Source organism: Amycolatopsis sp. NPDC059657, from assembly GCF_042734395.1.
In the GTDB taxonomy this organism is placed as follows: domain Bacteria; phylum Actinomycetota; class Actinomycetes; order Mycobacteriales; family Pseudonocardiaceae; genus Amycolatopsis.
The window spans coordinates 98,384-124,894 of record NZ_JBHWEB010000015.1; the positions used below are offsets into that span (position 1 = coordinate 98,384).

The 26,511-nt window shown below is 68.6% G+C and carries 21 protein-coding genes and 2 pseudogenes; 12 read left to right on the plus strand and 11 right to left on the minus strand.

The window, feature by feature from the left end; all coding sequences use genetic code 11:
* Window positions 1-133: 133 nt before the first annotated feature.
* Genes ACFV15_RS11000 through ACFV15_RS11010 form a run of 3 tightly spaced genes read left to right on the plus strand, consistent with a single transcriptional unit; the run spans window position 134 to window position 3,005 of the window.
* Complete coding sequence (locus ACFV15_RS11000; RefSeq protein WP_378350037.1) at window positions 134-1,024, plus strand: acyl-CoA dehydrogenase family protein; 891 nt, start codon at window positions 134-136, stop codon at window positions 1,022-1,024.
* Window positions 1,021-2,301 carry a PIG-L family deacetylase gene (locus ACFV15_RS11005; protein ID WP_378350038.1) on the plus strand — a complete coding sequence of 427 codons (1,281 nt, stop codon included), beginning with the start codon at window positions 1,021-1,023 and terminating at the stop codon, window positions 2,299-2,301. Before ACFV15_RS11000 ends, ACFV15_RS11005 begins: the two co-directional genes overlap by 4 nt.
* Window positions 2,298-3,005: a glycosyltransferase gene (locus tag ACFV15_RS11010; RefSeq protein ID WP_378350039.1), complete on the plus strand. Its 708-nt coding sequence runs from the start codon at window positions 2,298-2,300 to the stop codon at window positions 3,003-3,005. The genes ACFV15_RS11005 and ACFV15_RS11010 overlap by 4 nt, the downstream gene beginning before the upstream one ends.
* On the opposite strand, the gene ACFV15_RS11015 is transcribed toward ACFV15_RS11010, so the two are convergent.
* Both ACFV15_RS11015 and ACFV15_RS11020 read right to left on the minus strand, forming a co-directional pair.
* Window positions 2,996-5,020 (minus strand): CocE/NonD family hydrolase, encoded by a 2,025-nt coding sequence (locus tag ACFV15_RS11015; RefSeq protein WP_378350040.1) that lies wholly within the window; start codon window positions 5,018-5,020, stop codon window positions 2,996-2,998. The two genes, ACFV15_RS11010 and ACFV15_RS11015, sit on opposite strands and share 10 nt — an antisense overlap.
* Before the next feature lie 6 nt (window positions 5,021-5,026).
* Window positions 5,027-6,309: pseudogene (locus ACFV15_RS11020) on the minus strand (acetyl-CoA carboxylase biotin carboxylase subunit family protein).
* A gap of 190 nt (window positions 6,310-6,499) precedes the next feature.
* Here ACFV15_RS11020 and ACFV15_RS11025 point away from each other — a divergent pair.
* Window positions 6,500-6,967 (plus strand): SRPBCC family protein, encoded by a 468-nt coding sequence (locus ACFV15_RS11025; RefSeq protein ID WP_378350041.1) that lies wholly within the window; start codon window positions 6,500-6,502, stop codon window positions 6,965-6,967.
* Here the strand turns inward: ACFV15_RS11025 and ACFV15_RS11030 are convergent.
* Window positions 6,955-8,550, minus strand: coding sequence for a phytoene desaturase family protein (locus ACFV15_RS11030; RefSeq protein WP_378350042.1), 1,596 nt, complete (start codon window positions 8,548-8,550; stop codon window positions 6,955-6,957). The two genes, ACFV15_RS11025 and ACFV15_RS11030, sit on opposite strands and share 13 nt — an antisense overlap.
* Window positions 8,551-8,714: 164 nt before the next feature.
* Here ACFV15_RS11030 and ACFV15_RS11035 point away from each other — a divergent pair, with 164 nt between their 5' ends.
* A complete protein-coding gene (locus ACFV15_RS11035) occupies window positions 8,715-9,080 on the plus strand; it encodes a VOC family protein (protein WP_378350043.1) in 366 nt (121 codons plus the stop codon).
* Between the two features lie 372 nt (window positions 9,081-9,452).
* On the opposite strand, the gene ACFV15_RS11040 is transcribed toward ACFV15_RS11035, so the two are convergent.
* From ACFV15_RS11040 to ACFV15_RS11065, 6 genes are all read right to left on the minus strand, one after another.
* A complete protein-coding gene (locus tag ACFV15_RS11040) occupies window positions 9,453-9,932 on the minus strand; it encodes a hemerythrin domain-containing protein (protein ID WP_378350044.1) in 480 nt (159 codons plus the stop codon).
* A gap of 21 nt (window positions 9,933-9,953) precedes the next feature.
* A complete protein-coding gene (locus ACFV15_RS11045; protein WP_378350045.1) occupies window positions 9,954-10,901 on the minus strand; it encodes a TIGR03557 family F420-dependent LLM class oxidoreductase in 948 nt (315 codons plus the stop codon).
* A 52-nt stretch (window positions 10,902-10,953) separates the two neighbouring features.
* Window positions 10,954-11,580 (minus strand): UdgX family uracil-DNA binding protein, encoded by a 627-nt coding sequence (locus tag ACFV15_RS11050; RefSeq protein WP_378350046.1) that lies wholly within the window; start codon window positions 11,578-11,580, stop codon window positions 10,954-10,956.
* Window positions 11,577-11,912: a DUF3140 domain-containing protein gene (locus tag ACFV15_RS11055; protein ID WP_378350047.1), complete on the minus strand. Its 336-nt coding sequence runs from the start codon at window positions 11,910-11,912 to the stop codon at window positions 11,577-11,579. Before ACFV15_RS11055 ends, ACFV15_RS11050 begins: the two co-directional genes overlap by 4 nt.
* 89 nt (window positions 11,913-12,001) lie before the next feature.
* Window positions 12,002-12,661, minus strand: a complete 660-nt coding sequence (locus ACFV15_RS11060) for an alpha/beta fold hydrolase (RefSeq protein WP_378350048.1) — start codon at window positions 12,659-12,661, stop codon at window positions 12,002-12,004.
* The gene (locus ACFV15_RS11065) at window positions 12,658-13,998 is read right to left on the minus strand and encodes a hypothetical protein (protein WP_378350049.1); all 1,341 of its coding nucleotides are present in this window, start codon (window positions 13,996-13,998) and stop codon (window positions 12,658-12,660) included. The genes ACFV15_RS11060 and ACFV15_RS11065 overlap by 4 nt, the downstream gene beginning before the upstream one ends.
* A 77-nt stretch (window positions 13,999-14,075) precedes the next feature.
* Between ACFV15_RS11065 and ACFV15_RS11070 the strand changes: the two genes are divergently transcribed.
* The gene (locus ACFV15_RS11070) at window positions 14,076-15,059 is read left to right on the plus strand and encodes an SDR family oxidoreductase (RefSeq protein WP_378350050.1); all 984 of its coding nucleotides are present in this window, start codon (window positions 14,076-14,078) and stop codon (window positions 15,057-15,059) included.
* A pseudogene (locus ACFV15_RS11075) lies at window positions 15,056-15,789 on the plus strand (DUF72 domain-containing protein). The gene ACFV15_RS11070 and the pseudogene ACFV15_RS11075 overlap by 4 nt, the downstream one beginning before the upstream one ends.
* Window positions 15,790-15,803: 14 nt before the next feature.
* Here the strand turns inward: ACFV15_RS11075 and ACFV15_RS11080 are convergent.
* On the minus strand, window positions 15,804-16,262 hold the full coding sequence (locus ACFV15_RS11080; protein ID WP_378350051.1) for a DUF6328 family protein: 459 nt from the start codon (window positions 16,260-16,262) through the stop codon (window positions 15,804-15,806).
* A 153-nt stretch (window positions 16,263-16,415) separates the two neighbouring features.
* On the opposite strand from ACFV15_RS11080, the gene ACFV15_RS11085 reads away from it, so the two are divergent.
* Both ACFV15_RS11085 and ACFV15_RS11090 read left to right on the plus strand, forming a co-directional pair.
* Complete coding sequence (locus ACFV15_RS11085; RefSeq protein WP_378350052.1) at window positions 16,416-17,294, plus strand: RICIN domain-containing protein; 879 nt, start codon at window positions 16,416-16,418, stop codon at window positions 17,292-17,294.
* Window positions 17,291-20,194: an LGFP repeat-containing protein gene (locus tag ACFV15_RS11090; protein ID WP_378350053.1), complete on the plus strand. Its 2,904-nt coding sequence runs from the start codon at window positions 17,291-17,293 to the stop codon at window positions 20,192-20,194. The genes ACFV15_RS11085 and ACFV15_RS11090 overlap by 4 nt, the downstream gene beginning before the upstream one ends.
* A gap of 94 nt (window positions 20,195-20,288) precedes the next feature.
* On the opposite strand, the gene ACFV15_RS11095 is transcribed toward ACFV15_RS11090, so the two are convergent.
* A complete protein-coding gene (locus ACFV15_RS11095; protein ID WP_378350054.1) occupies window positions 20,289-23,033 on the minus strand; it encodes a BTAD domain-containing putative transcriptional regulator in 2,745 nt (914 codons plus the stop codon).
* A gap of 87 nt (window positions 23,034-23,120) precedes the next feature.
* Between ACFV15_RS11095 and ACFV15_RS11100 the strand changes: the two genes are divergently transcribed.
* The 3 genes from ACFV15_RS11100 (at window position 23,121) to ACFV15_RS11110 (ending at window position 26,306) form a co-directional block, all read left to right on the plus strand.
* Window positions 23,121-23,744: a response regulator gene (locus ACFV15_RS11100; protein ID WP_378350055.1), complete on the plus strand. Its 624-nt coding sequence runs from the start codon at window positions 23,121-23,123 to the stop codon at window positions 23,742-23,744.
* 85 nt (window positions 23,745-23,829) lie between these two features.
* Window positions 23,830-24,219 carry a hypothetical protein gene (locus ACFV15_RS11105; protein ID WP_378350056.1) on the plus strand — a complete coding sequence of 130 codons (390 nt, stop codon included), beginning with the start codon at window positions 23,830-23,832 and terminating at the stop codon, window positions 24,217-24,219.
* Between the two features lie 824 nt (window positions 24,220-25,043).
* The gene (locus ACFV15_RS11110; protein ID WP_378350057.1) at window positions 25,044-26,306 is read left to right on the plus strand and encodes a DUF222 domain-containing protein; all 1,263 of its coding nucleotides are present in this window, start codon (window positions 25,044-25,046) and stop codon (window positions 26,304-26,306) included.
* Window positions 26,307-26,511 lie beyond the last annotated feature (205 nt).

Consider the following 26,511-nt stretch of genomic DNA (forward strand, 5'->3'; position numbering starts at 1 on the left):
AGTTGGCATCTGGGCACGCGTACGTCTAAAACGCGCCAAATGGGGTACCCGGCTCGCATACGAGTGATCGAAAGGGACCACGATGATCTTGGTGTCCTCACCTCCCAAGCCGTTGCCCCTTCCGCGGACTACCGTGTCCGTCGGCAACGAACTGCGTGCCACCGGCCTCGATCTTCCGCTGCCCGCCCGCGGCGACACGCTCGGCCGCTGGTCCGCGCTGGCCGAGCTGGGGCGCCGGGACCTCGTGCTCGGACGGCTGGCCGAAGGCCATGCCGACGCGGTCGCGATACTGGCCGAGGCGGGCGTTTCCGCCACCGAAGGCGCGTTGTACGGCGTGTGGGCGGCCAAGTCCGAAGGCACCGGCGCGGTGCTGAGCGGCAACCGGCTCTCGGGCACAGTCCGCTTCTGTTCCGGTGCGCACCTGCTGGACCGCGCGCTGGTCGCGGCCGGAGATCTGCTGGTCGAGGTCGATCTCGCCGATCCCGGTGTGCACCGGATGCCCGACACCTGGCAGGCGATCGGGATGGACGCCTCGGACAGCGGCGATGTCCTCTTCGAGAACGCCAGTGCCACGGTCATCGGCGAGCCTGGCTTCTACGTCTCGCGGCCCGGCTTCGCGCACGGTGGCGCCGGCGTGGCAGCCGTGTGGCTGGGCGGCTGTGCCGCGATCACCGACCACATAGCGACCTACCTGCGCGAACGTGATCCCGATGAGCACCAGCTCGCGCACTTCGGCGCGCTCCACACCGCGCTGCGGGAGGCCGAGGCGGTGCTCGCCGAGGGTGCGGCCGCGGTCGACCGAGGGGCCGGGCGCCTGGTCACCGACACCTGCCGGGCCGCCGTCGAACGCACGGCACGGGAAGTGCTCGACCGCGCGCCGAGGATCACCGGGCCGACACCGATGTGCCGCGACCACCGGTTCGCCCAGCAACTCGCCGACCTGCTCGTCTACGTCCGCCAGCACCACGCGGAACGGGCGCTGGCCACCTTGGGCGCCCGCGTGCTCGAGGAGGGCGGCCGATGAGCAACCCGGAATCCCTCTGGCCACCGGTACTGCGTGGCCTCGATCCCTTTCCGCTCGAGCGGTTCCGGCGTGCCTGCGTGGTGGCCGCCCATCCCGACGACGAGACGCTCGGCGTGAGCGGGCTCCTGCAGCGGCTGCACGCCCAGGGCACCGAGATCACCCTGGTCATCGCGACCGACGGGGAGGCCGCCTTCCCGGACGCCGACGCGGCCGGGCGTCGTGAGCTGGGCAAGGTCCGCCGCCGCGAACTCCACGACTCCCTGCGTACCCAGCGCGTCGCCGATATCGAACCCGTGTGGCTCGGCCTGCCCGACTCACGGCTGGCCGGGCACGCGGAGGAACTCACCACCGCGCTCGGCGAGCTGACCGCCGGCGCGGACCTCGTGCTGGCGCCGTGGCCCGAAGATCCGCATCCCGATCACCAGGTCGCCGGGCGGGCCGCACTCGCCGCCGCCCCGGTCACCGCCCACCGCTGGTCCTACCCGATCTGGCTGTGGCACTGGCTGAGCCCGGACGATCCGGCGATCCAGTGGTCACGGGCGTTCGCCTTCGCACTCAGCGAAGACGAACGGGACCGCAAGCGCGCCGGCGTCGGCGCGTTCACCTCGCAGCTGAAACCCGGCCCGCACGGAGAGGATCCGATCCTGCCGCCCGAGGTGCTCGCCCACTTCGAGCGTGACACCGAGATCCTGTTGCGCGAACCTCAAGAGCGATCGGCACCGGTCAGCCGGTTCGCCGAGCTGTATCGCGACAACGGCGACCCGTGGCGCGTTTCGTCGAGCTGGTACGAGCGCCGCAAGCGCGCGGTGACCCTCGCCGCGCTCCCCCAGCAGCGCTACTCGTCGGCGGTCGAACCGGCGTGCGGGCTCGGCGCGCTCACCAGGGAGCTGGCGCCGCGCTGCGACCACCTGCTCGCCTTCGACCCGGTCGATTCCGCCGTCGAGCGGACGCGGGCGGCCGTCGCCGATCTGTCCACAGTGGATGTCCACATCGGAGCGCTGCCCGCCGATCTGCCGGATGGGCCGGTGGATCTGATCGTCTTGAGCGAGATCCTGTACTACCTCAGCGATGACGATCTCACCGCGACCATCGAGCAGGCCGCGCTCAGCCTGCGCTCCGGCGGCGATCTCGTCGCCGTCCACTGGCGGCAGTGGCCACCGGAGGCCCCGCGAGACGGGCGCGCCGCGCACGAACGCCTGCTCGCCCATCCGGAACTCGCCATGATCGTCGAGCATCTCGACGAGGCCTTCGTGCTCCACGTGCTGAGGCGCCGATGATCCAAGCCGTCGGCATCGTGATCCCTGCCCGCGACGAGGCCGCCCGGATCGGTGAATGCCTGCGCGCGCTCGGCCGCGCGCTGCGGGACCTGCCGGTCGGGCTGGAGACCGCGGTGTGCGTGGTCGCCGACCGCTGTCACGACACCACCGAGCGGCTGGTCCGCGCCAACTCGGACGGGATGGTCGTGACCAACCGGGGTCCGCTGTCCATCGGCGAGGTCCGGGATCTCGGCATCCAGCGGGTCCGGCGCGCGTTGTCGGCGCACCGGCCGTCGACCGTGCTGCTGCTCAACACCGACGCCGACACGACCGTCTCACCCGGCTGGATCCGGCGGCATCTCGACCGCGCGAACGCCGGGACGCACGCGACCGCCGGTGTCGCCGAGCTGTCCGGGTCGCTCGGTCCGCTCGCGCGGCTGCGCTACCGGGCGGTGCTCGACGGCGCGCGGCTGCCGGACGGCCACGGCAACGTCTACGGCGCCAACCTCGGCGTCCGCGCGGACGCGTACCTGTCCGTCGGCGGGTTCCGTCCGCTGGCCACCGGCGAGGACCACGATCTCTGGCGGCGGCTCGGCGGCGCCGGGTACCGGCTCGCCTACGACGACAAGGCGCTCGTGACCACGAGTTCCCGGTTGGACGGACGTGCGCCGAACGGGCTCGCCGAGCTGCTGCGCTCGATCTCCGGCCGTGACACTCAGACGTGATCGCGCGGGATGGTCCGGTGCCAGTTGCGGGAAAACGAGCGGCGGGCTCCTTCGTACCCGTCGAGCCGGGCGTCGATCACGAACTCGGTGGGCGTGCAGGACACGACCGTCCGCGTCTCGGTACGGCACGACCACTCGCCGCGGGCGAAGGTCATGCTCCACGCGGTTTCCGCGACCGGCGAGCAGAAGTCCTCGGCCAGCGACCGGTACCGCTCGACCACTCGCCTGGTGACATCGAGGTCGATGTCGTCGAAGTGGAGCACTCCGGCGTCCTTCACGATCTCCAGCATCGAGTGATAGTCGATCAGGTCGCGCGACACCGTCCACCGCTGCTCGCCCGGCGTGAGCTGGGTGGTGCGTAACGGTTCGGCGCCCTCGGGTTCACCGAACGGCCGGGCCGAAACCTCGTCGGACTCGGCGACCGGGCGCACCGGGAGTGTCACTGTGGACGGTCCGGTGTGGACGGTCAGCATCACCGGCTCCGGCGACGGCCAGGCCAGCGGCCAGTAGGAGGTCGACAGGGACAGCCGGATCCGGTGCCCTGCGGGGAAAGCCTGCGCGACGGCGTTGAGCTGGACGGTGACCTCGTACCGCTCCCCCGGCTCCAGCGGCGACGGGTCCTCGTGGCCGTCGCGGTGCGTGAGATTGAGCAGCCCGTAGGTCACCCGCGTGGCACGTCCGTCCGGCGCCACATCGGACAGTCGCGCCGCGATCATGGCGACGGGCTTGTCCGAGGACACCGTCAGCTTCACGACCGGCGAGCCGAGTATCTCGCACCGTTCGGTGAGCACATCGGTGTCGAACACCAGCGACCCGCCATCCTCTTCCCGCTGGTCATAGGGCAAGTCCGGCGGAGCGCTGTAGGAGGCCCACTTCCCGGCGAACTGCCCGACCGACAACGGAGAGGACACCGAAAGCGTCTCTTCCGCGACCGTCTCACCCGGACGGGCGATCCGGTGCCTCGCGAGGTGATGCTCGGACGGTTTCACCCGCGGCGACGGCCAAGACGGCTCGCCGACCCACCGGCCTGGCCGGTCCTCGTACGCGGTGGACGGCGGAACGCTTTCCTGCATCCAGGTCCGCAGCATGGGGCCGTCCATCACCCCGTTCTCCTCGCCCTTGAGCCAGTGGTCCCACCAGCGCACGACCTCCTGGAGGTAGCCGATCGCCGGGCCTGGCGCACCGAGATGCGGATACTTGTGCGACCACGGCCCGATCAGGCCCTTGCGCGGCACGTCGAGGTGGGCGAGCACGCGCGCGACCGCGTTGGAGTAGCCATCGGCCCAGCCGCTCGACGCCAGCACCGGTACCTGCACGTCGCTGTAGTTCTCGCACACCGAAGCGTGCCGCCAGTAGTCGTCGCGCCGCTGGTGACTCAACCAGTTCTCGGCCCAGAGACCGCAGTTTTCCAGCCGCTCCAGCCACAGGTCCCGCCAGCGGTCCCCCACCAGCGCGGGATCGGGCGGCAACGTGCTGTAGGCGAACATCGTCGACGCCTCGGCCACGTTGTCCGAGAGCAGGCAGCCGCCCATGTAGTGCATGTCGTCGGCGTACCGGTCGTCGGTGAACGACGAGATGACGATCGCGCGCAGGCTCGGTGGCTTACGCGCGGCCACCTGCAACGAGGTGAACCCGCCCCACGACAGGCCCATCATCCCGGTGTTGCCGTCGCACCAAGGCCGGTTCGCGATCCAGTCCAGCACCTCCTCGGCGTCCAGCTGCTCTTGTTCGAGGTACTCGTCTTCCAGCACGCCATCGGACTCCCCCGAACCGCGCATGTCGACACGCACGCAAGCGTAGCCGTGCCCGGCGAGGTACGGGTGGTGGATCGAGTCCCGCACGGCGGTCAGATCCCTTTTACGGTAAGGGAGATACTCCAGGATCGCCGGGACCGGCTGGTCGTCCGAACACACCGGCCGCCAGATCCTGGCCGCCAGCCGGAGCCCGTCCGGCAGTGGGATCCAGACGTGCTCTTCCTCGGTGAGCTGATACGGCAACGAGGTCACCGTGCGCATAAACCCTTACTCCTCCTCGAAGTGGAACCGCAGCGCGTCCACGCACCGCTCGTACTTGCGGACCATCTCTTCTTCCGTCGCGGCCGCGATGAAGATCTCCGCGAGCTCGAAGCTGTAGCTGTCTTGGCCTGGCAAGTCCGAAAGCCGTTGCCCGGGCGCCGGCACGACGTTCACTTCGACGCCACCGAGCTCGTTCTCCAGCTTTCCGATCTCTTCGTCCGTCGGGCCGCTCTTGAGCACGCCGTCGCTGAAGTGCCGGATGAACCACTTGCCCGCGATCCCGTAGTCGCCGCGTCCCCGCGGCACGGCGGGATCCTGGCCCAGTCCCAGCTTCACCATATGGTCGTGGTTGGCGATCCCGTCGACGTACTCGAACAGCTTCGCGTGCGACTGGGAATGCCGGGTGTTGATCTCCAGCAGCCGCACCTGCCCAGACTCGGTATGGTAGAAGAACTCCACACTGAATGTGCCGTTGTCAAAGCCGATCTGGCGCATGACCTTTTCGGACTGTTCCTTCATCTGGTGGACCGCGTCAGCGGGCAGCTGTGAGGGATACTGGTGGCGCAGGAAACACGGGGAGCCCGGATAGTCCACAGAGTCCAGTGCGCCGTAGACGGTGACCTCGCCGCGGTAGGCGTAGCCCTCGGTCGCGGCCTGCACACCGGTCAGCGCTTCCTCCGCGAGGCAGGCTTCACCGCCGATCTCGGCGATCTCCGCGGGCAGGTCGAGCTGGTCCAGGAAGTACTCGAACGGCTTGCCGACCCGGCCGATGCCTTCGCTGATCTCCTTGGCCGCCTTGGCGAACGTCTCGTCGTCCTCGGCCTTGAAAGCGAGTTCGGACGAGAACGACTTCACCGGCTTGAGCCACACCGGATAGCTCATGTCGCCGGGTAGCCTCGGCGTCGCGTCGTCGAGATCGACGATGCCGAACTTCGGCAGGTCGTCGATCACCTTCCGCTGCTCCAGCCTGCTCCAGTACTTGTGCTCGCATTTCACCACGGCTTCCAGTGAAACACCGGGCAAGCCATAGCGCTCACGCAGCAGTGCCGCCATAGTCGACGCCGGGAAGTCCCAGTAGCTGACGATCCCGCTTATCTCCCCGTCGAAAGCATCGAGCTGGGCTTTCGCCTTCTCCATCAGGTCGACGATCGGAATCTCGCCGTGCTGGATCTCCTCGACGCCGAGCAACCGGTGGACCGGTACCGCGCCGCGTCCGGTAGCCGTTCGAGCACCGTCTTGTTCTCGTCGTCGAGCCCGATCACGAAGATGTCCAGTCGTCTGTTCACCATGGGACCACACCTACCCTCGGCGTCGACGGCGGAAACCCCCGTATTGCCAACGGCTTCGCGATGGCGCAAAAGGATCAACGCGGCTACGGCATCTGCCGTGGATTGGGTTCGGCACACGGTGGGTAACCGGTAGGCACCGCGACCGGATCCGCCTTGGACTCCTCGTGTTCGACAAGAACTGGAGAATGCCATGACCGAAGTCAGCCGGGTGGCCGAAGCACCGCCGGAAGCCGTCTTCGCGGTGCTCGCCGACGGGTGGTCCTACGCGGGCTGGGTGGTCGGCGCGTCGCACATCCGCAGCGTCGACCCAGGATGGCCGTCGGCCGGTTCCCGTATCCACCACAGCGTCGGGTCGTGGCCGCTGCTGCTCCAAGACGTCACCAGAGTGACGACGGTCGAGCAGGACGTTTCGATCTCGCTGGAGGCGCGGGCGCTCCCGCTCGGCGCCGCGGAGGTCAGGATCACCCTCGATCCGCGGGACGGCGGGCGCACCCTCATCACCATGGTCGAGTACGTGGTGCGCGGACCCGGGAAGCTGCTTCCCACGGCGATCCAGGCGCTTGTGCTGGGCCCGCGCAATCTCGAATCGCTGGCCAGGCTGGCCGCGATGGCGGAGGGACTGCACGCAGGCACCAAGCGAGGAATTCAGCCGTCGTAGACCGCTCGGTGCGCCGCCCGGATCAGCGCGGCGTACCCGGTGCCGAGCCGCCCTGCCCTGGCGAGCGCCGCTTTGGCCGCGTTCGCGCCGGGACCGCCGTGCACCGCGCCACCGGGATGCGCGGACGCGCCTGCGAGGAACAAGCGGTCGACCGGCGTGTCGGCACGCCCGGTCCCCGGTGACGGGCGGAAGAACAGCTGCTGGTGGATCGCCGTCGTCCCGCCGTTGATCGCGCCGCCGACCAGGCTCGGGTTGTGCCCGGCGAATTCGGCAGGGCCCTGCACGTACCGGCTGACGATCAGATCGGCGAAGCCGGGCGCGTTCACCTCGACGGTCTCCTCGATCCGCTTGACCCGCCGTTCCAACGCCGCCCTGTTCCCCACGGTGCCGCGCGGCACGTGGGTGTACGCCCATGCCGCCTCGGTGCCTCGTGGTGACCGCCGCGGGTCGCTGGTGGTCATCTGCCCGAGCAGCAGGAACGGGTGGCGCGGGGTCCGGCCGCGAGCGAGGTCGCCGCCGAACGCCGACAGGCCGTCGAGATCGGTACCGAGGTGGACCGTGCCGGCACCACGCGCGGCCTCGGCCGTCCACGGAATCGGGCCGGACAGCGCCCAGTCGACCTTCACCGTGGCGCTGTCCCACTGGAACCGGCCGAGATCGTCGAGCAGCCGCGACGGCAGCCACTCCGGCGCGACCATCTCGCGGTACAGCGTCGGCGCGGGCAGGTCGGCGAGAACCGCCTTGCGAGCCCGCACCGGATCACCGTCGCCGTCACGGACTCCCACGGCCCGCCCGCCCGCGACCAGCACCCGGTTCACCGTACGTCCACAATGGACTTCGCCGCCGCGGGATTCCAGCCTGCGCACAAGCGCCGCGGTCAGCTCTCCCGCGCCGCCCTCCGGCACGGGGAACCCGGCTTCCTGCCCGACCATGGCGAGCAGCCAGCCGAAGACCGCACTGCCGGCGTTGTCAACGGAGAGGTCGCTGTGCGCCGCGTTGCCCACCAGCAACAGGCGGGCGCCTTCGCCGGTGAAGAGCTCCTCGGCGAAGCGCCGGGCAGGCAGCGTCAGCATCCGGGCCAAGCGCAGCGCGTCGGCGGTACCGGTGCGCCGCAGCAGTCGCAGAGCGGGGCGGACCGGCGGGAACGGCGTGAACAACGCGTCCAGCAGCGGATCGCGGATTTCGCGCCACTGCGCGAAAAGCCGTCGCCATGCCGCGCCGTCACCGGGTGCGAACTCGTCGGCGGACGCCGCGGTGCGGTCGAGATCACGCGAAAGCACGGCGCACCGGTCGTCGGGCAGCACCTGGGCGAGCACGTCCGGCGCGTGCCGCCAGCGCAGGCCGTGCTCTTCGAGTTCCAATCCGCTGATCACCGGCGACACAGCGGCGAGCGGGAAGAATGAACTGCACAGATCGGTACGGAAACCGGGCGCGGTGACCTCGGCGGTCCGTACCGCACCGCCCGGTTGCTCGGCGGCTTCCAGCACCAGCACCGACCAGCCCGCGTCGGCGAGCAGGTTCGCGGCCACCAGGCCGTTGTGCCCGGCGCCGATCACCACCGCGTCGGCGACTTCATCGCTCATCCCGGTCTCCCCGCCTGCTCGCCGATCGTGATCACGATGAGCACGGTTCCCACATACCCGCTCACGCGGAGACGGAAACGCCGCGTGACCTCGTCCGTACCCCGTCGAAGCGGTTGGGCGTCGCGCGAACGGGTAACCGTCCAGTGACGACAGGAGGATTGACCGTGCGAACCCGAATCATCGCCATCACGATCGATTGCCACGACGCGGAGGCGCTGGCCTCGTTCTGGCAGCAGGCGCTCGCGTACCCCGACCTGCGACGGTGGCGAGACGGCCACGGGCTGACCTACGTGGAAATCCACCACGACGGCGAGATGCCGCTGCTGTTCCAGCCGGTCGGCGAAGGCAAGAAGGTCAAGAACCGGGTGCACCTCGACATCGCGCCCGCCGAACTGGACCAATACGACGAGATCGCCCGGTTGACGACGCTCGGCGCGCATGTGCTCGAAGACGACCCTGCCGAACAGTTCGTCGTGCTCTCCGACCCCGAGGGCAATGAGTTCTGCGTGCTACCCCGCAAGACCCCATGACCGGTCATGAGGGCCTCCCTCACCCAAGCCGTGGAGTGAGGGCCTCCCTTCACCCGTATATCTGCAATGCTCGGCAGTTAAGGCTTGGCCTGCGTTGTCAATCGGCACGAGAGCGAGTCGGCCGGGCCGTCGTCGGTGGCCCGGCCGCAACCATCTAACGTCCACAAAGGACCCAAGAGGCCGAATTTCGTCCCGCAATGTCGCATTTGCCCGCTTTGCGGGGCGGCGTGGACGGAACGAACGGGGCGTATGTGTCGCTCAGCGTTGCGAACGCCCCGTTCACAACGTTCAACCACCCCTGCGGGCACCCACCGAGCAGCGGGTTTGACCAACCTATCGGACATGGGGTGCGACGCAGGAAGGCGCGCGACGTCAGGCGGTGGCGCTGGGCAGCTTCAGCGGATCACGCGGCGCCGAGGGCTTCGCGTCGAGCATGCGCTGCCCGAGTTCCTGCAACTGCTTGCGCCCCATCGCTTTGCGTACCTCGGGGAACCAGTCGTCCTCTTCCTCCTCGACGTGGTGCCGGACGTTCTCGGTGAGGACGGTGACCTTGGCGTCGAAGCGCTCGTCCTCGGGGTCCATTCCGGCCAGTTCGCTCAGCATCCACACCACGACGTGGTGCTCCTCGACGCTTTCGAGAACGTGGTCCTTGGTGTCCGGCGCCGCCGCGCGCGCCGCCGGGTAGAAGATCTCTTCCTCGAGATAGGCGTGCACCGTGAGCTCTTCGATGATCGAATCGACGAGCTTCCGCTTGGTCACGTACGCTTTCTCGCCCGCCTTCTCGAACTCCTTGAACAGTCTTTCCACGGTCTTGTGATCATCCTTCAGCAACACGATCGCGTCGGTCGACATGCGCGTTTTCTCCTTGACTCGTCACAGCTTCGGCAACACGGCTGACTGCCAGCCCGCGAAGAACTCGTCCTGGTCCGGCCCGATCTGCTGGACGTAGACCTCGTCGAACCCGGCGTCGGCGAACTGGCGCACCTGGCTCAGGTGCCGGTCGGGATCGGGGCCGCAGGCGAAGTGGTCACGCACCATCTCTTCGGTGACCAGTTCGGACGCGGCCGCGTAGTCGTTCGGCGTCGGCAGGGTCGACGGCAGCAACCCGGGCAGGAGTTCGTTGCGCCACAGTCGATGGGCGGTCTTCGCGCCCTCTGCCTCGGAGTCCGCCCAGCAGACCTTCATGCCGCCCTGCACCTGGCCCTTGCCGCCGGCGTCGCGGTACTTCCGCACGAGTTCCGCCTCCGGGCCGACCGTGCAGAATCCGTCCGCGATCTCGGCGGCCAGTTTCGTCGCGTCAGGCCCGAAACCGGACAGGTAGATCGGGACGGGCTGGTCCGGCAGGGTGTAGATGCGCGCGTTTTCGACCTCGTAGTACTCGCCGCGGTGACTGATCTGCTTCCCGCCGTGCAGTTCCCGGATGACCTGGACCGCCTCTGCGAGCATGTCCAGGCGCAGTTGTGGCGGTGGCCATGGCTGCCCGGTCACGTGCTCGTTGAGCGCCTCACCCGTGCCGAGCCCCAGCACGAACCGCCCCTCGCACTGCACGGCCGCGGTCGCCGCGGCCTGCGCGATGATCGCCGGGTGGATGCGGATCAGCGGGCAGGTGACGGCCGTCGTGATCGGCAACGACGTCGCCTCGCTGAGCGCGCCGATCACCGACCACACGAACGGGCTCTGGCCCTGCTCGTCGAGCCACGGGTGGAAGTGATCCGAGATCCACAGCCGCTCGAACCCGGCCTCCTCGGCCATCTTGGCCTGGCGCACCAGCTCTCGCGGCCCGAACTCCTCGGACGACAGGAAGTATCCGACACTGACCATGGGACTTCCTGTACCCGGTACTCCGAGCGCCAAACCACGCGACCGGAATCGCTCAGTCTTTCAGCACGCGCACGGCCGTCCGCAGATCATCGACGAAGTCCGCGTACGCCTTCTCGCGGTCCGGCGCCCGCAGTATCGCCGAGGGATGCACGGTCGCGACCGCGTGCGCTCCGGTGAAATCGCCGGGCAGCTCCACGACCTCCCCACGCCGCTGAGTGACTTTGAAACCCGTGCCCAGCAGGGATTGCGCCGCGGTCGCGCCGAGCAGGACCACCAGCTCCGGCTGAACCGCGGCCAATTCCGCGGTGAGCCAAGGACGACAGGAGACCACCTCGGTACGCGACGGCTTCTGGTGGATCCGGCGCTTCCCACGTTCATCGCGGGTGAACTTGAAGTGCTTGACCGCGTTGGTGACGTACACCCGTGCCCGATCCACGCCGCTGTCGGCGAGCGCCTTGTCGAGCAGCCGCCCGGCCGGGCCGACGAACGGCTCGCCTGCGAGGTCTTCGGAGTCACCGGGCTGCTCCCCGACCAGCATTATCCTGGCGGATTTCGGGCCGGCGCCGAAAACGGTGCGGGTGGCGTCACGATAGAGCCCGCATCCGCGGCACGCGGCCGCCGAGGCGCGGAGCTTCGGCAACGCCGTCGTGTCAGGTACGAACTCGCCCGCGTCGCTCATTCCGCCGGTTTCAGCGGATCGTGGCCGAGCGTCATCAGGCGATGGCGCCAGTTCGCCTGGCCCGCCACCGGTTCGAGGTCGTCGCGACGTTCGGCATGCACCTTGTCGACGACCTTGCGCATGATCCGCTCGTCATCCTCGGTGACGTCCACCTTGCGCTTGCCGAGTATCTGATGGACGTGCTGGCCGGTCTCGCTGCCCGCCTGGTCCGGCAGCGCCTCGGCGTGCTCGTCCGCCGAACGCGTCCGCAGCCAGTCGCCGAGTTCTCGCGAGGTCATGTTGACCACCCGGTGGAACTCCGTCCACAGTTCCTCGTCGACCTGGTGGGACATGGGGCATCTCCTCCTGGTTCAGTCAGCTTCTCTCGTAGTCGTCTGTTACCCCGGTGCCGCCGGTCTCACACCTGGGCCTGGTGAGCGCGCTAGTCGAGGATGACGGAGGCGAAGGCCGCCGGGGCTTGGTAAGGGAACGCGTGCGGCAGGCCCGGCAAGGTGATCAGCTTGCCGAGCTTCGCCGACCATTCGTCGGTGCACAACGGATCTCGAGCGCCGCGGACCACGGTGACCGGCCTCGGGATCTTCGTGTCCTCCAGGTGGTGCTTCGGCATCGACCGCAGCAGCGCGATGATCCGCCGCGGGCCGGCGCGCAGCCACTCGCCCGCCTGCACCTTGGCCATCGCGGACGGCTCGTGCCTGCCGTCCTTGAGCCACCGCGTGAGCATCCGGCCAAGGCCACGGTAGGCAGGGTCGACCGTCGGGCTGCCGAGTACGACCCGCGAGACCGGCAGATCGGGGTCGGTGGCGGCGAGTGCGGCGACCTGGGTGCCGGAGGAATGCCCGGCCAGCACCACGTCGTCGTCACGATCGCGCAGGTAGTCGGCCACCACGGCCGCGAAGCCGTGCACGTCCAGCGGGGACGGCGGGTTGTCGGACGCGCCGAATCCCGGCAGGTCGAGCAGCTCGCAGGCGGCGAGCGCGTGCGCGGCCGGCCGCAGGTACTTCGAGACGGCGAGGCCTTGCACGAGCACCACCGCCGGATGCCTGACCTCCTCGGGTTCGGCCAGGTAGACGGCGGGCTTCACACCTTCAGCCCCTCGAACGCGGCATCGAGCGTGGTCGTCACCGTGATGTCCTGGTCACCCAGCTTCCGGATGGCCGAGCCGTACGCGGCCAGCGCGCGGAAGTCGGCCGGGTACCGCTTCCGATCCGTGGCAGGGAACCGCACGTTGTCCGCCAGCGCGAGCCAGTCCTCAGGCTCGGCGATGCCCGCCGAACGCACGCCATGAGGGAAGAGCAGCACCTCGAGATCGGTGAACTCGCGGTCGCGCAGGTACTCGGCCAGCCGGTCGCGGGCGGGCCGGACGGCGAACGGCGTCCAGTACGGGACGAGCCCGGCCCGCGTGGCGCCGAGGGGGTCGAGCAGGATGAACGACTCGACGAGCAGCCGGTTCGTGCGCACGCCTTGGGCGGCGAGCCACTCGCGGTGCAGATCCGCGACCGGGCCGGAGAGGTCCTGCGGGTCCTCGAAGGTGATCCGGTGCACGGGGTGGCCGTGCTCGGCCGCCCAGTTCTCCACCGCCGCCCCGAATTCGGGCGAAAGACCCCATTCCGCCTCCGGCGCGGTGGCATCGGCTTCCGGGGCGTCGAAGGCGCGCAGCGGCGAACCCTGTTCCGCGAGGAACCGCTCCACCGCGGGGCTGCCTTGCAGGTATTCCTGGGGTTGCAGGCCGCCGTACGCGCCGGTCTGGAAGTAGTGCCGCTCGGCGACGCGGGTGACCGGCCAGCGCAACGTGCAGTCCAGCAGCATGATCGGCGCGCCGGGAGCCAGTCGCTCGGTCAGGAAACGCTGGTACGCCCGTGGAAGTTCGAGCCACTTGAGCCGGAAGTAGCTCATCGCGGCGATCATCAGCCGGTCCTGGTTGCCGTCATGCATGTGGTGCAGCGCGACATCAGGGTTGTTGTGCAGCAACGGGAGCGCCGTCTCGCGGCCGAAATCCAACGCGGCGCGCGGGTGATCGGGGTCGTTGTCCGGCCATTTCACCGGCACGAGCACCGTGTTGGGCAGCCACGGCACACCCGCGGCCGCGCCGAGATGGATCGCGGCGCCGTTGGACGAGCCGATCAGCACACCCGGGTACCGCTCGTCGCCGGTGTAGTGGCCCGCCAGCCAGTCCGCGACCTCACCGAGGTCGAGTTCACCGAGTTCACCCGGCGCGGAGCCTTCCTTCGCGCCCGCCACCCGGTACAGCTGGGTCCGCACGCGCTCCGGTAACCAGCGTGAAAGCCGCAGTGGCAGTTCGGCGGCCTTGGACTGCCCCAGCGCGGTGAACCGCTTGCCGCGCAACGCCATCGCGAGCGCGCGGACCATGGCCGTCGCCGAGTCGAAGCCCGCGACGGCGTCTTGAGCCTTTCGCGTCATGCCCGGTGAGTGCCCCGATCATGAGGTGATCAATCCTCGGATGTTTCCGCACCCGCTCCCCCGGCTACCCACGCGCCATGAGCCAAGTCGTGGTGATCACCGGAGCGAGTGGCGGCGTCGGCCGCGCGACCGCACGCGCCTTCGCCGAACGCGGCGCGAAGATCGCACTGATCGCGCGCGGGGAGAAAGGCCTCGAAGCCGCAGCCGGGGAAGTCGAAGCCGCAGGAGGCACCGCTTTGGCACTGCCCGCGGACGTGGCGGACGCCGACCAGGTCGAAGCGGCGGCGACGCGAACCGAGGAGAAGCTCGGCCCCATCGACGTGTGGGTCAACGGCGCGTTCAGCTCCGTGTTCGCGCCGGTGTCGGAGGTCGAGGCGAAGGAGTTCCGGCGCGTCACCGAGGTCTCCTATCTCGGCGTCGTGCACGGCACCCAGTCCGCGCTGGCACGCATGCGCCCACGCGAGCGCGGGACGATCGTGCAGGTGGGATCCGCGCTGGCGTACCGGGGAATTCCCTTGCAGGCGTCCTATTGCGCCGCGAAGCACGCGGTACAGGGCTTCACCGAATCGCTGCGCTGTGAGCTCCTGCACGACAACAGCGGCGTGAACGTGACGATGGTGCAGCTGCCCGGCCTCAACACCCCGCAGTTCGACTGGCTGCTCTCCCGGCTGCGCAAGCCCGCGCGCCCGGTCGCGCCGGTGTACCAGCCGGAACTCGCCGCACGCGCGATCCTTTACGCCGCAGCGCATCCGCGACGCCGTGAATACTGGGTCGGTGGCTCGACCGTCGCGACCATGCTCGGTGACAAGTTCGCCCCAGGCCTGCTCGACCACTACCTCGCGCGTACCGGGTTCAAGTCCCAGCAGGACGATCGAGTGCCCTCGGACGCCAAAGCCAACCTGTGGCGGCCGGCCGACGAGGACCGTGACTTCGGCGCACACGGCGCTTTCGACGACTCCGCGCACCCGCGCAGCTCGCAGTTCTGGGCCTCACGCCATCACGGCCTGCTCGCACTGACGGCGCTGGCGGGCGCGGTGGCGGTGAAGGCGTTGCGCCGGTGATCAGGATCGGGACCTCCGGCTGGGCATACCCCGAGTGGCGGGGCGACTTCTATCCGAAAGGCCTTGCCCAGAAACGGCAACTCGAATTCCTGTCCGGCCAGCTGAACTCCGTCGAACTCAACGGCACCTTCTACGCGCTGCGGCGCCCGTCCGACTACCGCTCGTGGTTCGCGCGCACTCCGGACGACTTCGTCTTCGCGGTGAAGGGGCCGATGCTCGTCACGCACCGCAAGCGGCTCGCCGACCCGGAATCCGCGGTGCGCGCGTTCTTCGACTCAGGACCGCTTGAGCTCGGCGCGAACTCGGCCCGATCCTGTGGCAGCTGCCACCATCGCTGGCCTTCGATGCCGGTCTGGTCGAAACGTTCCTCTCGACGCTCGCACTCTGGCCGCACCGCAACGCCGTCGAGCCAAGGCATTCCAGCTTCCGTGACCCCGCGTTCTTCGCGCTGCTGCGGAAGTACGGCGTCGCCTCGGTCGTCGCGGACACGGCGGGCCGGTTCCCCTGTTTCGACGAGCAGACCGCCGACTTCGCCTATGCGCGGCTGCATGGCCACGAGGAGCTGTACGCGAGCGACTATCCCGAGCAGCTGCTGGACGACTGGGCACGCAAGATCCGCGGCTGGCACGGCGACGCCTACGTCTACTTCGACAACACCATGCGCGGCGCGGCGCCCCGCAACGCCTTGTCGTTGTCGCACCGGCTCGGGCAACGGGTCGCTTCCAGGTGACCGGCTGAGCACCTTCACTCCCCCGGCCGTCGCAGCGGCATGATGAACCAGAACAGTCCGAAGAGGATCGAACACACTATCGCCGCGATGACCAGCGCGATGACGCCATAGACCACCTTCGCGATCAACGCCACCGTCACCGTGATCGCCAGCGCGAGACAGACCAGCCCGGCGAGCACCAACCGGTTGCCCACCGTCAGTATCCGCTCGCGCATACCGTCCCGGAACAGCAGGCGATGCCATGCCGCCGGGGCCGTGAGCAACGCCGTCGACGCGACGGCCAGCAGCACCGCCGAGAGATGGAGCGCCTTTTCGAAGCCGGACGCGTCGTGGAACCGGTCGGTGAACACGACGGACAGCAGGAACCCGAACAAGATCTGCACCCCGGCCTGGGCCACGCGCAGCTCCTGCAGCAACTCGCTCACGTTGCGGGACAGCTTCTCGTTCCGGGTCTCCCCGGTGTGCTCGGCCATGGTGCCGGATACCCGGCGCGCGCGGTCTCACACATGCGCTGCCCCTGCGGGCAGCCGATCGCTGCCCCTGATTCCGCCCGTTGAGGCGCGACCTCGACCGGCCGAGATCGTCATTCTGTGCGTGGCCATTTTCACCGATGACGGGATGGAACCTTGATCAGCGGACGACTCGACGCCGTCACGCGGATACCGGGGCGCGCACTGCTGGCTGTCACAGCCTGCCTTGTGCTGCTGGCCGGCACCCTGCTGGCGACGACCGCACACGCCGAACCGGATATCCACGGCGACTTCCGGACCGCGCTCAACAACAAGTGCCTCGGCCTCAACCGTGGCGCGCCCGCCACCGAGAACTGCGACGGCACCGGCCCGCAGAAGTGGCAGAGCAAAGACGAACTGATCCACAACCTGGCGCTGCAGACCTGCCTGACCATCGCGGGCGCGGATCAGCGCAACGGCGCGCCCGTGGTCGCCGCGGCCTGTGACGGCTCGGTGTCGCAGCACTGGTACCTCGAGAACAGGCAGGTACGCAGCAGGCTCAACGGCAAATGCCTGCAGGTCACCGGCGGCGCCTACAACGTCGGCGCCAAGGTGAGCGTGTGGGACTGCGACGCCGCGCCGGCCAAGAGATGGTGGTGGGCCTATCCGCTCGACCACTACCGGTCCGATCTGAACGACCTCTGTTTCCAGGTGCGGCGTGAAGCCGCCCCCAACGGCACCCCGGTGGTCGCGGCCGCCTGCGACGGGTGGAACACCTCGAAATGGTGGCGCGGGCCGAACCGCGAGATGTACCTGGTGTGGTCGAGCCTGTGCCTGGACATTCTCGGCTCCAGCGCGCAGAACGGCGCCGAGGCGGTGGTGTGGGAATGCAACGGGCTGCCCAGCCAGCGCTGGTCAGCCGACCCCGAAAACCGACTGCGCAACGAATCCAACGGCAAATGCCTCGAAATACTCGGCGGCTCGGCGGCGACCGGTGCCCGCATCGGCGTGAGCGACTGCACCGACAAGCCCTCGCAGAAATGGCGGATCCGATGACCAAGCGTGGCAGGACGCGCGCACTGCTCGCGGTGCCGCTGATACTGGCCGGTCTGGTGAACCCGGCCCAGGCCGGGCCCGCCGCGGCGGCCGCACCGCAAGCCGCCGACGTGGTGCCCTGCGGGGTGCAGGCCGGTGGCCTGATCGGCGACCGATGGCAGGGGCTCAACGCGGGCGGCGGCCCGCTCGGTTGCCCGACCGCTCCTGAAGAGGCGGTGCCGAACAGCAACGCCCGCCGTCAGCCGTACGAGCACGGCGAGATCGTCTATTCGCCGAGCCAGGGCGCGAAAATGGTCGTCTCGGCTTACCTCGAACGCAACGAGGCGGTCATCGACTGGGGCTCCACCGAGGGCCACACCTACAGCTTCTTCATGATCGGCTGGAAGCACAACGGCCTGACCAGGGTCGAAGCCGCCGCGCCCGCACCAGCGGACCACGGCACCTTCAGCATGCCGCTGACCAGGGGGCCCGGCCGCTACGAGTTCCAGGTGCTCGGCTGCGACGGCGTGCCCAACCCGCAGAACGGCCAGCCTCAGCCGACCTGCCGCGACGGGTACACCTTCCCGGTGGCGCTCACCGTGCCGGACTTGTCCGCCCAGCCCTCGGACTGCACGGGCCCAGCGGTGGACGGCCTGATCGGGCAGCGGTGGCGTGAGCTGGGCGCCGGCGCCGGGAAACTCGGCTGCCCGACCTCGCCGCAGGTCGGCGAGCCGCTCGGCAGGCGGCAGTACTTCCAGCACGGTTCGCTCGTGTTCTCGCCCAGGCAGGGCACCAACATGGTGGTCGCGGTCTATTCGATCAACAACCAGGTGTTCGTCGAATGGGGACCGACCGATCCGTTCTTCTACGACAAGTTCATCGTGCGCTGGAACGTCGACGGCAAACACGAAGAGGCTTGGCAGCGCGATATCTATCCGTACAAGGAGAGGCGCCGCGAAGGGTTCACCCGGTTCTGGGCGCCCAACGGCCATGTCGAGGTCATCGTCGAAGGCTGTGACGGCGACTGCAAGCAGGGCTGGACGCTGACCGCGACGACCGAGGTCTTCTACACGGGCGGCACCGACGTCCGCGACGTCTCGGCGACCGACCCGGCACGCGCGCTGGACAACCTGGATGTGCGGCGCTCGCGCGCGGCCGAGCACCAGGCCTGCCAGAATCCGCTGGACATCTCGTCGAGGAAAGCGGGTGAGGGCGAGATCACCGGCGTCGCCGCGCATCTGGAGACCGTGCGGCGGCAGGGCACGGACTTCCGCTGCCCGGGGCAGGCGTCGAGCGTGGAACTCGCCAACCGGCTCCTCCGCCAGGCGACGACCTATCCGACCGGCTCGACGTTCGACGACGTGTTCATCTGCGAGCATCGGTACGGCGACTACGACATGTTCCTCAAAGGACTGATGGTGGTCATGTACCGCTACGGGGATCTGCTGTATCCCCTGAGCAAACAACACGCCCGCAATTACCTGTTCTCCGAAACCGGTCCGCATTCGACCGACGACGAGCATATCGAGGCGTGCAATCTCGACGTTTCCGAGACCGAGAACCACCGGCTCATGATCGAGACGTCCAAGTACCTGTCGAACCAGCTGCTGTGGGACGTCAACCACAACAACACCTACGACAACGCGGCCAACGGGCTGCGGGACTATCTGCTCCCGCATATCCAGAAATTCGCGCAGTACGATTTCATGGAGTACAACTCCAGGCCGTACAGCAGGCTGGCCGCACACGCGCTGATGAACCTTTACGACTACGCGCGTGACCAGAAGATCAGGGTCGCCGCGCAGATCGTGCTCGACTACCTCACCACGAAGTTCGGCCTGTCGAGCAACGACCTGCGGCGGGCGGGGCCGTTCCGGCGGCAGAAGGAACGCGAAGACGAGGAGATCCACACCTACTACGGCGGCGATTCCGATCCGATGACCGGGATGTTCCTGCTGTGGACCGGGTTCACCCCGAACACCGGCGGCTTCATCCCGGACAGCTTCACCGGCGAGGCGAACATCGCCACGTTCAGCTCGTATCTGCCACCCCGCGCGGCGATCTGGCGCGCGATGGACAAATCGGAGCCCTACCAGCAGACCTTCTACCACGGCAACCGGCCGAAGATGTCCTACTCACCCGACAATCCCGACCCCGCCGTGGAGATCTACTCCAGTTCCCCCTCGTTCCTGCTCACCGCCGGTGGCGTGTGGACGAACAGCGGCTACGGCTACGACGTGCGCCGCAGCTACAAACTGGTCGGCTCGGCACAGTCGACCACGCTCATGCCGACGAAGAACATCGCAGGCCACGGCGAGGTGAAGTTCGAGGACCTGATCCGGTTCCGCGGCCGGTCCGACGACCGTAGCCGCTACAACATCTGCGTGTCCGGCGGTTTCGCGTGCGGGTACGGGTTCGCGATGCCGGATGTGCTGAACACCTGCGCCGACCACGTGGTGAACGGCAACTGGGACATCCTCAACCTGGACACCGAGAAGTGCGGCAAGCTCGGCATGTACGTCGCCACGCAGATCGTGGACACGAAAACCCAGGAGTTCGGCAAGACCGGCCTGTTCTACGCGATGGAATCATCCAAAATGGACTTCGGCAAGTTCAGCACGGACACCTTGCAGCTGAACGCGAACCCGCAGGCAGGCACCTTCCGCAGTCCGGACGGTCACACGTTCGTCTTCAACTACGGCAAAGAAGACGACAAGTACGCCGCGCAGGTCACCTCGGTGGACGGCGGCACCCAGCCGCACTGGTCGGCCACCGGGCTGGCGCAGGGACCCACCCTGCGCAGCAACGGCCACGACGGCTACATCGAGATCAAGTACCCGAAGTGCGACGCGACCACGGTGCTCGACTACCGCGACGCGGCCAACCCTTCGATCACCACCCAGTGGGGTACCTGCCACTGAGTACACAAAGCCCGAATGTGGCTTTCGTCAGATGCGATCTGACGAAAGCCACATTCGGGCTTGTGCGAGCAGGCCGGGCCCACCCGCGGTGTGCTCACGGCGAGGCCTGGCTGAGCAGATCGTCGACCAGCGTGGCGAGTGGCTGGCTCCGCGCGGCCGACACGACCGCGTCGGCCGCCGCGCCGAGCGCCCCGTGCGCGGCCGCCAGCGTGTTTTCGCGGCGCTCCTGCCGGTCCGGGCCGAAGGACGGCGTACCGAACCGCTCGCGCGCGCGGGCCGTGATCGTCAGCATCCGCAAAGCGGTTTCGGGGTTGTCCTCGGCGAGTTCGAGTGACGCGAGGCCTTCGAGCACCTCGACCTCGCCGAGTGTCAGGTCGAGATCGCGGAACATCGCCAGGCTGTCCATGAAGAGCGAGCGCGCCTGACCCAAGTCACCTTGCGAGAGGTGGGCTACCGCGAGGTTGTTCACCGTCGACGCCTCGCCGCCCCGTTCACCGGCGGCCCGGAAACCTTCGAGCGCCTGGCGGAACATCGCGACCGCCTCCTCGTGCCTGCCGAGCGCGTCCAGCGCCTGCGCCCACGGGTTCAGCACGCTGATCAGCAGCAGCTCGGCGTCGGCCGCCACCGCGATCGCACGGCATTCCTCGGCGAGTTCCAGTACGCGGGCGAATTCGCGTGTTTCGAGCAGGACGTAGCAGAGTCCGGCCAGCGCGCCGATGGTGCCCATGACGTCGTCGAGTTCCCGGTACGCGGCGAGTGTCCGCTCGGCCAGGTCCAGCGCGCGCGGGACATCGCCGGTGGACATCGCGAGCGCGGTCTCGGCGTGCATCGCCCGTGCGTGCAGCTCCGGCGGAAGCTCGGTGCCGCCGTCCATCGCCCGGCGCAGCCAGCCGTACGCCTCCGGGGCGAGACCTTGCGGCCAGCAGAACCACCAGAGCGCGGTGACGATCCTGACCACCGCGCCCGCGTCGTCACCATCGCCGAGGCACCAGTGCACGGCCGCGCGGAGGTTGTCGAGCTCGGCCAGCAGCCGGTGGACCACGGCGGGATCGTTTCCGGACGGGACCGAGGTTTCGGCCAGTTCGACGCACCAGTCCGTGTGCCTGCGCCGGGCGTCGGCGGTCTCGCCGGACTCGGCGAGCCGGTCCGTGGCGTAGTCTCGGACGAGTTCCAGCAGGTGGTAGCGGGTGCGGTCGGCGCCTGGCACGGCGGTGAGCAGCGAGCGGTCCGCCAGCCGGAGCAGGACATCCTGCGGGACATCGGCCACACGTTCGGCCGCCGGCGCCTCGAAACCACCGGCGAACACGGCGAGCCTGCGGAACGCGGTCCGCTCGTCGCCGGTGAGCAGACGGTGGCTGCTCTCGATCGCGGCACGCATGCTGCGATGCCGTTCAGGTGTGGTGCGGGCGCGGTGGTCGGTCAGATCGAGCCGCTTTTCAAGGTTCTCGACCACTTCGCCGAGCGAGAGTGCACGCAGTTGCGCGGCCGCGAGCTCGATGGCGAGCGGCAGGCCGTCCAGATCCCGGCACAGCCTGCCCGCGATCGCCAGCTCCTGGTGCCGCACGGTGAATCCCGGCCGCGCGCTCGCACCGCGTGCCGCCAGCAGCCGTACCGCCTCCGACCGAGAGATCGTCGCGGCGTCGTCGTCTTCCGACGGCACGGAAAGCCCGCAGAGCGGCCAGACCTGTTCACCCGGCACGCCGAGCGGCTCCCGGCTGGTGGCGATGATCCGCAGCCCGGCGCAGTGGCTCAGCAGGTCACCGGCCACCGTGGCGCAGCCGTCGACAAGGTGCTCGCAGTTGTCCAGCACCAGCAGGCAACGGCCGCGTTTGAGCCGGTTCACCAGCTGAGCGGACGGCAGCTCCAGCGCGGCGGCGATCCGGTCGGCGACCGCCCCGCCGTCGGTTTCGGCGGCCAGCCACACGACGTACACGCCGTCGGGATGGTCCGGCACGGCGTCGCCGGCGAGTTCCAGCGCCAGCCGGGTCTTGCCCGCTCCGCCGGTGCCGGTGATGGTCAGCAGCCTGGTGACGCCCAGCCGTGCGATGAGCTCGTCCAGCTCCCGGCGGCGGCCGACGAACCGGCTGGGCGGCGCCGGGATGGCCGACGGCGGATCGAGCGCCGGGTCACGGCGGCGGACGGCCTTGGCCAATGCCGCGGTCTCGTCAGCGGGCTCTTCACCCAGCTCGGCGTCAAGACGTTCGCACAGCTCGCGGTAGGCGTCGCGCGCTTCGGCGTGCCTGCCGTCGCGGTAGAGCGCGAGCAGCCGCAGCCGCGCGAGCCGTTCACGCAGCGGGTGCGCGACGACCAAGCCTGCCAGCTCGGCGAGCACCGACCGGTGCCTGCCCAGTGCGAGCTCCGCTTCGATCCGGTCTTCCGTGGCCGCGAGCCGCAACTCGGTCAGCGCGACACGCGCGGCTTCGACGTCGGCCCCGGAGCCGACGTCGCCGTACGGGTCTCCTCGCCACATCGCCAGCGCGTCGGCGAATTCGGTCACCGCACGCGCCGGATGCGTGGCGAGTTGCGCGCGGGCGCTGTCGACGGCGGCGACGAACTGGTCGGCATCGGTTTCGGCGTTCAGCCGGTAGCCGCTCCCGACGGTGACCAGCTGCGCTCCGACCACCTTGCGCAGCGCCGAAATGTGCACGTGCAGTGCGGTGCCCGCGGTGGCGGGCGGTTCGTCGCCCCAGACCTGGGCGATCAGGTGCTCGGCGGACACCGTGTGGCCGGCGTGCGCCAGAAGCACACCCAGCACCGCGAGCGGCTTCGGTCCGCCGGCATGACGTGGCTCGCCGTCGGCGTCGACCAGCTCCACCGGCCCGAGCACGCGAAACCTCAAGGCGCTCCCCCCCCTTTAACCCGATCTTTAGCGACCGATGTCAATCTCCCGCGTTCAGGGGACGCTGCGCAAGAAAAGAGGCGGGATATGGGGGCGACCGTGGTGCTGGCTGACGATGACGAGGGGACCCGCGACGACCTTCGCGACCTGCTGGCAGGCGCGGAGGACATCACGGTGGTCGCCGAGGCCGGCACCACTGCCGACACCGAGCGCCTGCTCACCCGTCACCGGCCTGACGTGCTGCTCGTCGACCCGCGCATGTGCGGGCCCGCCGGGCTTTTCGCGCTGGCGAAGACCGCGGGAGCGACAGCGATACTGGTGTTCACCACGCTCGACGACGACGGCTCCCTGGTAACCGCGATGCGCGCGGGCGCGCGTGGCTATCTCCGCAAGAACGCGTCAGGTGAGCAGCTGCGGCGGATGATCCGAGGGCTGGCGGCAGGCCAGGCGCTCTTCGACGCGCATGTCGCCTGCCGGGTGACCACGCTTCTCTGCGGGGACCGGCGACCGACGGCGCACCAGCTCACCACCCGGCAACGAGAGGTGTTCGACCTCGTCGTACTGGGAATCCCGGACTCAGCCATCGCGCGCCGGCTGCGGCTGTCGCCGAAAACGGTACGCAACCACGTTTCGGCGATCCTCACGCAGCTGAACGCGACGAGCCGGGCGTACGCCATCGAGCGTTACGTCAAGGACTCCGTCACAACGTAGGCCGCTGGGCACCGTCTGGGCAGGATCTGGGCACGGTGGCGTCCATCCTCCGACCGGCAAAGAAGCCGAACAGGGAGGAAAGCCAATGAGGCGTTTCTTGACGAGCGTGGCCATCGCGGGCGCCGTCGCCGCGGCCGCGGTCACCGCGCCGGCGACGGCGTCGGCCAGCACCGGATCCGAGGAGGGGGCCGCCGCCATCGCGGCGAGCCAATTCGATTGCGGCTGGCTCATGTGCAGTTACGTGTTCACCAGGGGCACCACCAAACTCATCGCCGAGGGCGGGTCCGCGGGCAAGCTCTGCAAGGTGGTCCCGACGCCCGGCAACGTCGCCTGCAGGATCGCGTGGGGCAGCCTGGTGCTCACCTCGAAGAAAGCCAAGAGCGAGAACAAGTGCACGAAGATCACCTGGACCAAGACCGGGCCGCCCGCCTGGACCTGGTACCCGTCCATCGACGGCGGCTCCCGCTGTAAGTGACGCCACCCCGCGTGGGTGTTCCGGCCGGAACACCCACGCGGCGGTATCGGCCCCCGGCTTTCCGCGCTGGGAAATCCGGTACGGAGCCTGGCGAACCGCACGCGTACTGACCGAGAATCCGGAGGCGGCCGGTCGGCCGGCGGAGGTGGCGTTCGTAGCGCGCGATCACGGCGTTCCGCGATCTGGCAGGCAAGCCGTTGCGGTACCGTGGGCGCCAGAGTCGCCAGAATGAGGTCGCCGAACAGCGTCAGGCCTTACAACGGCCAAACCACCGGTTTCCTTCCACCGGGCCTTCCCGATCCGGGGCCTGGCGAAGCTGAAAAGCCCTCCATCACGTCACCCTCTGCTCCACCGCATCGGCCACATCACCCAAGCAGCCCTCGTCCTCACCCACTACGAACGCCAAAGCCCCTACAGGGAAAACCTCATTGGGATTTTTCAGTAGCGGGCGGGACTTGCCTGCCTGGGGAGTATGAGGGGCTCCGAAACCCATCCCCGGGATTCAAGGCTTGACTGGACTTTCTCCTGCTGGCGTGGGAGGTCGCTCTCGGCTGTGGTGCTTGCTGTGGGGTTTGGGTTCCGTTGGGTTGGATCCAGGGCGGTCCCGTATGAACATTTCCGCTGCCTGGGCCGGATTTCGTGGTGGGTCGCCGCGGAAATATCCATACGGACCGGGGCACGCTGCCCACAATCCATTGTGACTCACCGAAAACCCACGCTGGACTTGATGCCCGCCCTGGCGGCGGGTCGGGCTGCCCCGAGAAAGTCAAAAACTTTCTACGTGTCCAGTGGCATAGGACTCTAGATGCAGATAAGATGGAGTCATGGTCAGCACCGAATACCCTTCCGTCGCAGCACCGCCCGAGTGGTGGCGCTGCGAGAAGGACGCGCTGCTCATGAACTACGTCGCGCGCGAACGGGAGAAGCGCCGTCTGGAGGCGGAGCAGGGCCAGATCCTGGCGGAGATCGAATCCCGTGGTGTGAAGGACGTAACCGGATACGCGGTGTTGTCGCAGGCACTGGTCGACTGGGTACAGATCAAACCCGGCGAAGCCAAAGCCCGCGTCGATCGCGCCCGCGCACTCAACCCACGCCAAGACGGCGGCGCGCGGATCCCCGCACTGGCACCCTATGCCGCGGCCGCGGCGCTGGACGGTGACCTGGGGGCGGCGCAGCTGGATCCGATCATCGCCGGACTCGCCGCACTACCCGCCTGGGTATCGGCCGAGGAACGGGAAACCGGGGAGCAGATCCTGGTCGATCTCGCCCGTACCGCCGGGCCACGCCAGATCACCCAGGCCGCCGCGAATCTGCGGGACCGGCTCGACCCGGACGGGCGTGAACCGAAAGATCCCGATCCGGCCGCGCCGCGGCATGAGCTTGGGTTCATCACCCACCGCGACGGCACCCACGGCATCAAAATCACAACCGACGCCGAAACCATCGCCCGCCTGAAAGCCACCCTGGACCCACTCGCGAAACCGCGCCCCGCCACCGAAGAGGAAGGCCGCGACACCCGATCACAATGGGAACGCCTCGGCGACGCGTTCGCGGAGTTCGTCAGTATCGGCATGACCAACCCCAAGATCCCCACCCAAGCCGGGGACAGCGTGCACGTCGTGGTCACCATCGGGCTCGAGGAACTCAAGACGGGGATCGGGCGCGCCTGTCTCGACCTTGTCGGCGATATCAGCGCTACCGAGGCCCGGATTCTCGCCTGTGACTGCAAAATCATCCCCGTCACCTTGAACGCCAAAGGTGCACCGCTGGATGTCGGCCGCACCCAACGCCTCGCCACCCCAGCACAACGCCTCGCACTCGCCATCCGCGACGGCGGCTGCGCCTTCCCCGGATGCGACGCACCACCCCAACGCTGCACCGCACACCACATCGTCTTTTGGGCACACCATGGGGAAACGCAGATCGATAATCTCGTGCTGCTCTGCGGACGACACCACCGGCTCATCCACTCCAGCGACTGGGAGGTCCGGATCGCCGCCGACGGCTACCCGGAATTCATCCCACCGGAGTTCATCGACCCCGCACGCGCCCCTCGCCGCAACACCCTGCACACCAGCCGAACCTGACACCGCCGCCACCACGCGACCGCCACCGAGGCAGCCCGACCCACCACCCAGGCAGGCACCATACCCCCGCCCGGGGACTTCAGTGAGCCGAAGCCTGATTGTGCCCAGCGTGAACCGCCCCGGGTTCGGTAGAGACTCGTTGTTGGGGTCAGGCGACCAGGCTGATCAGGTCGCCTGACTTGTACAGGGTCTCGAACTCGACGGG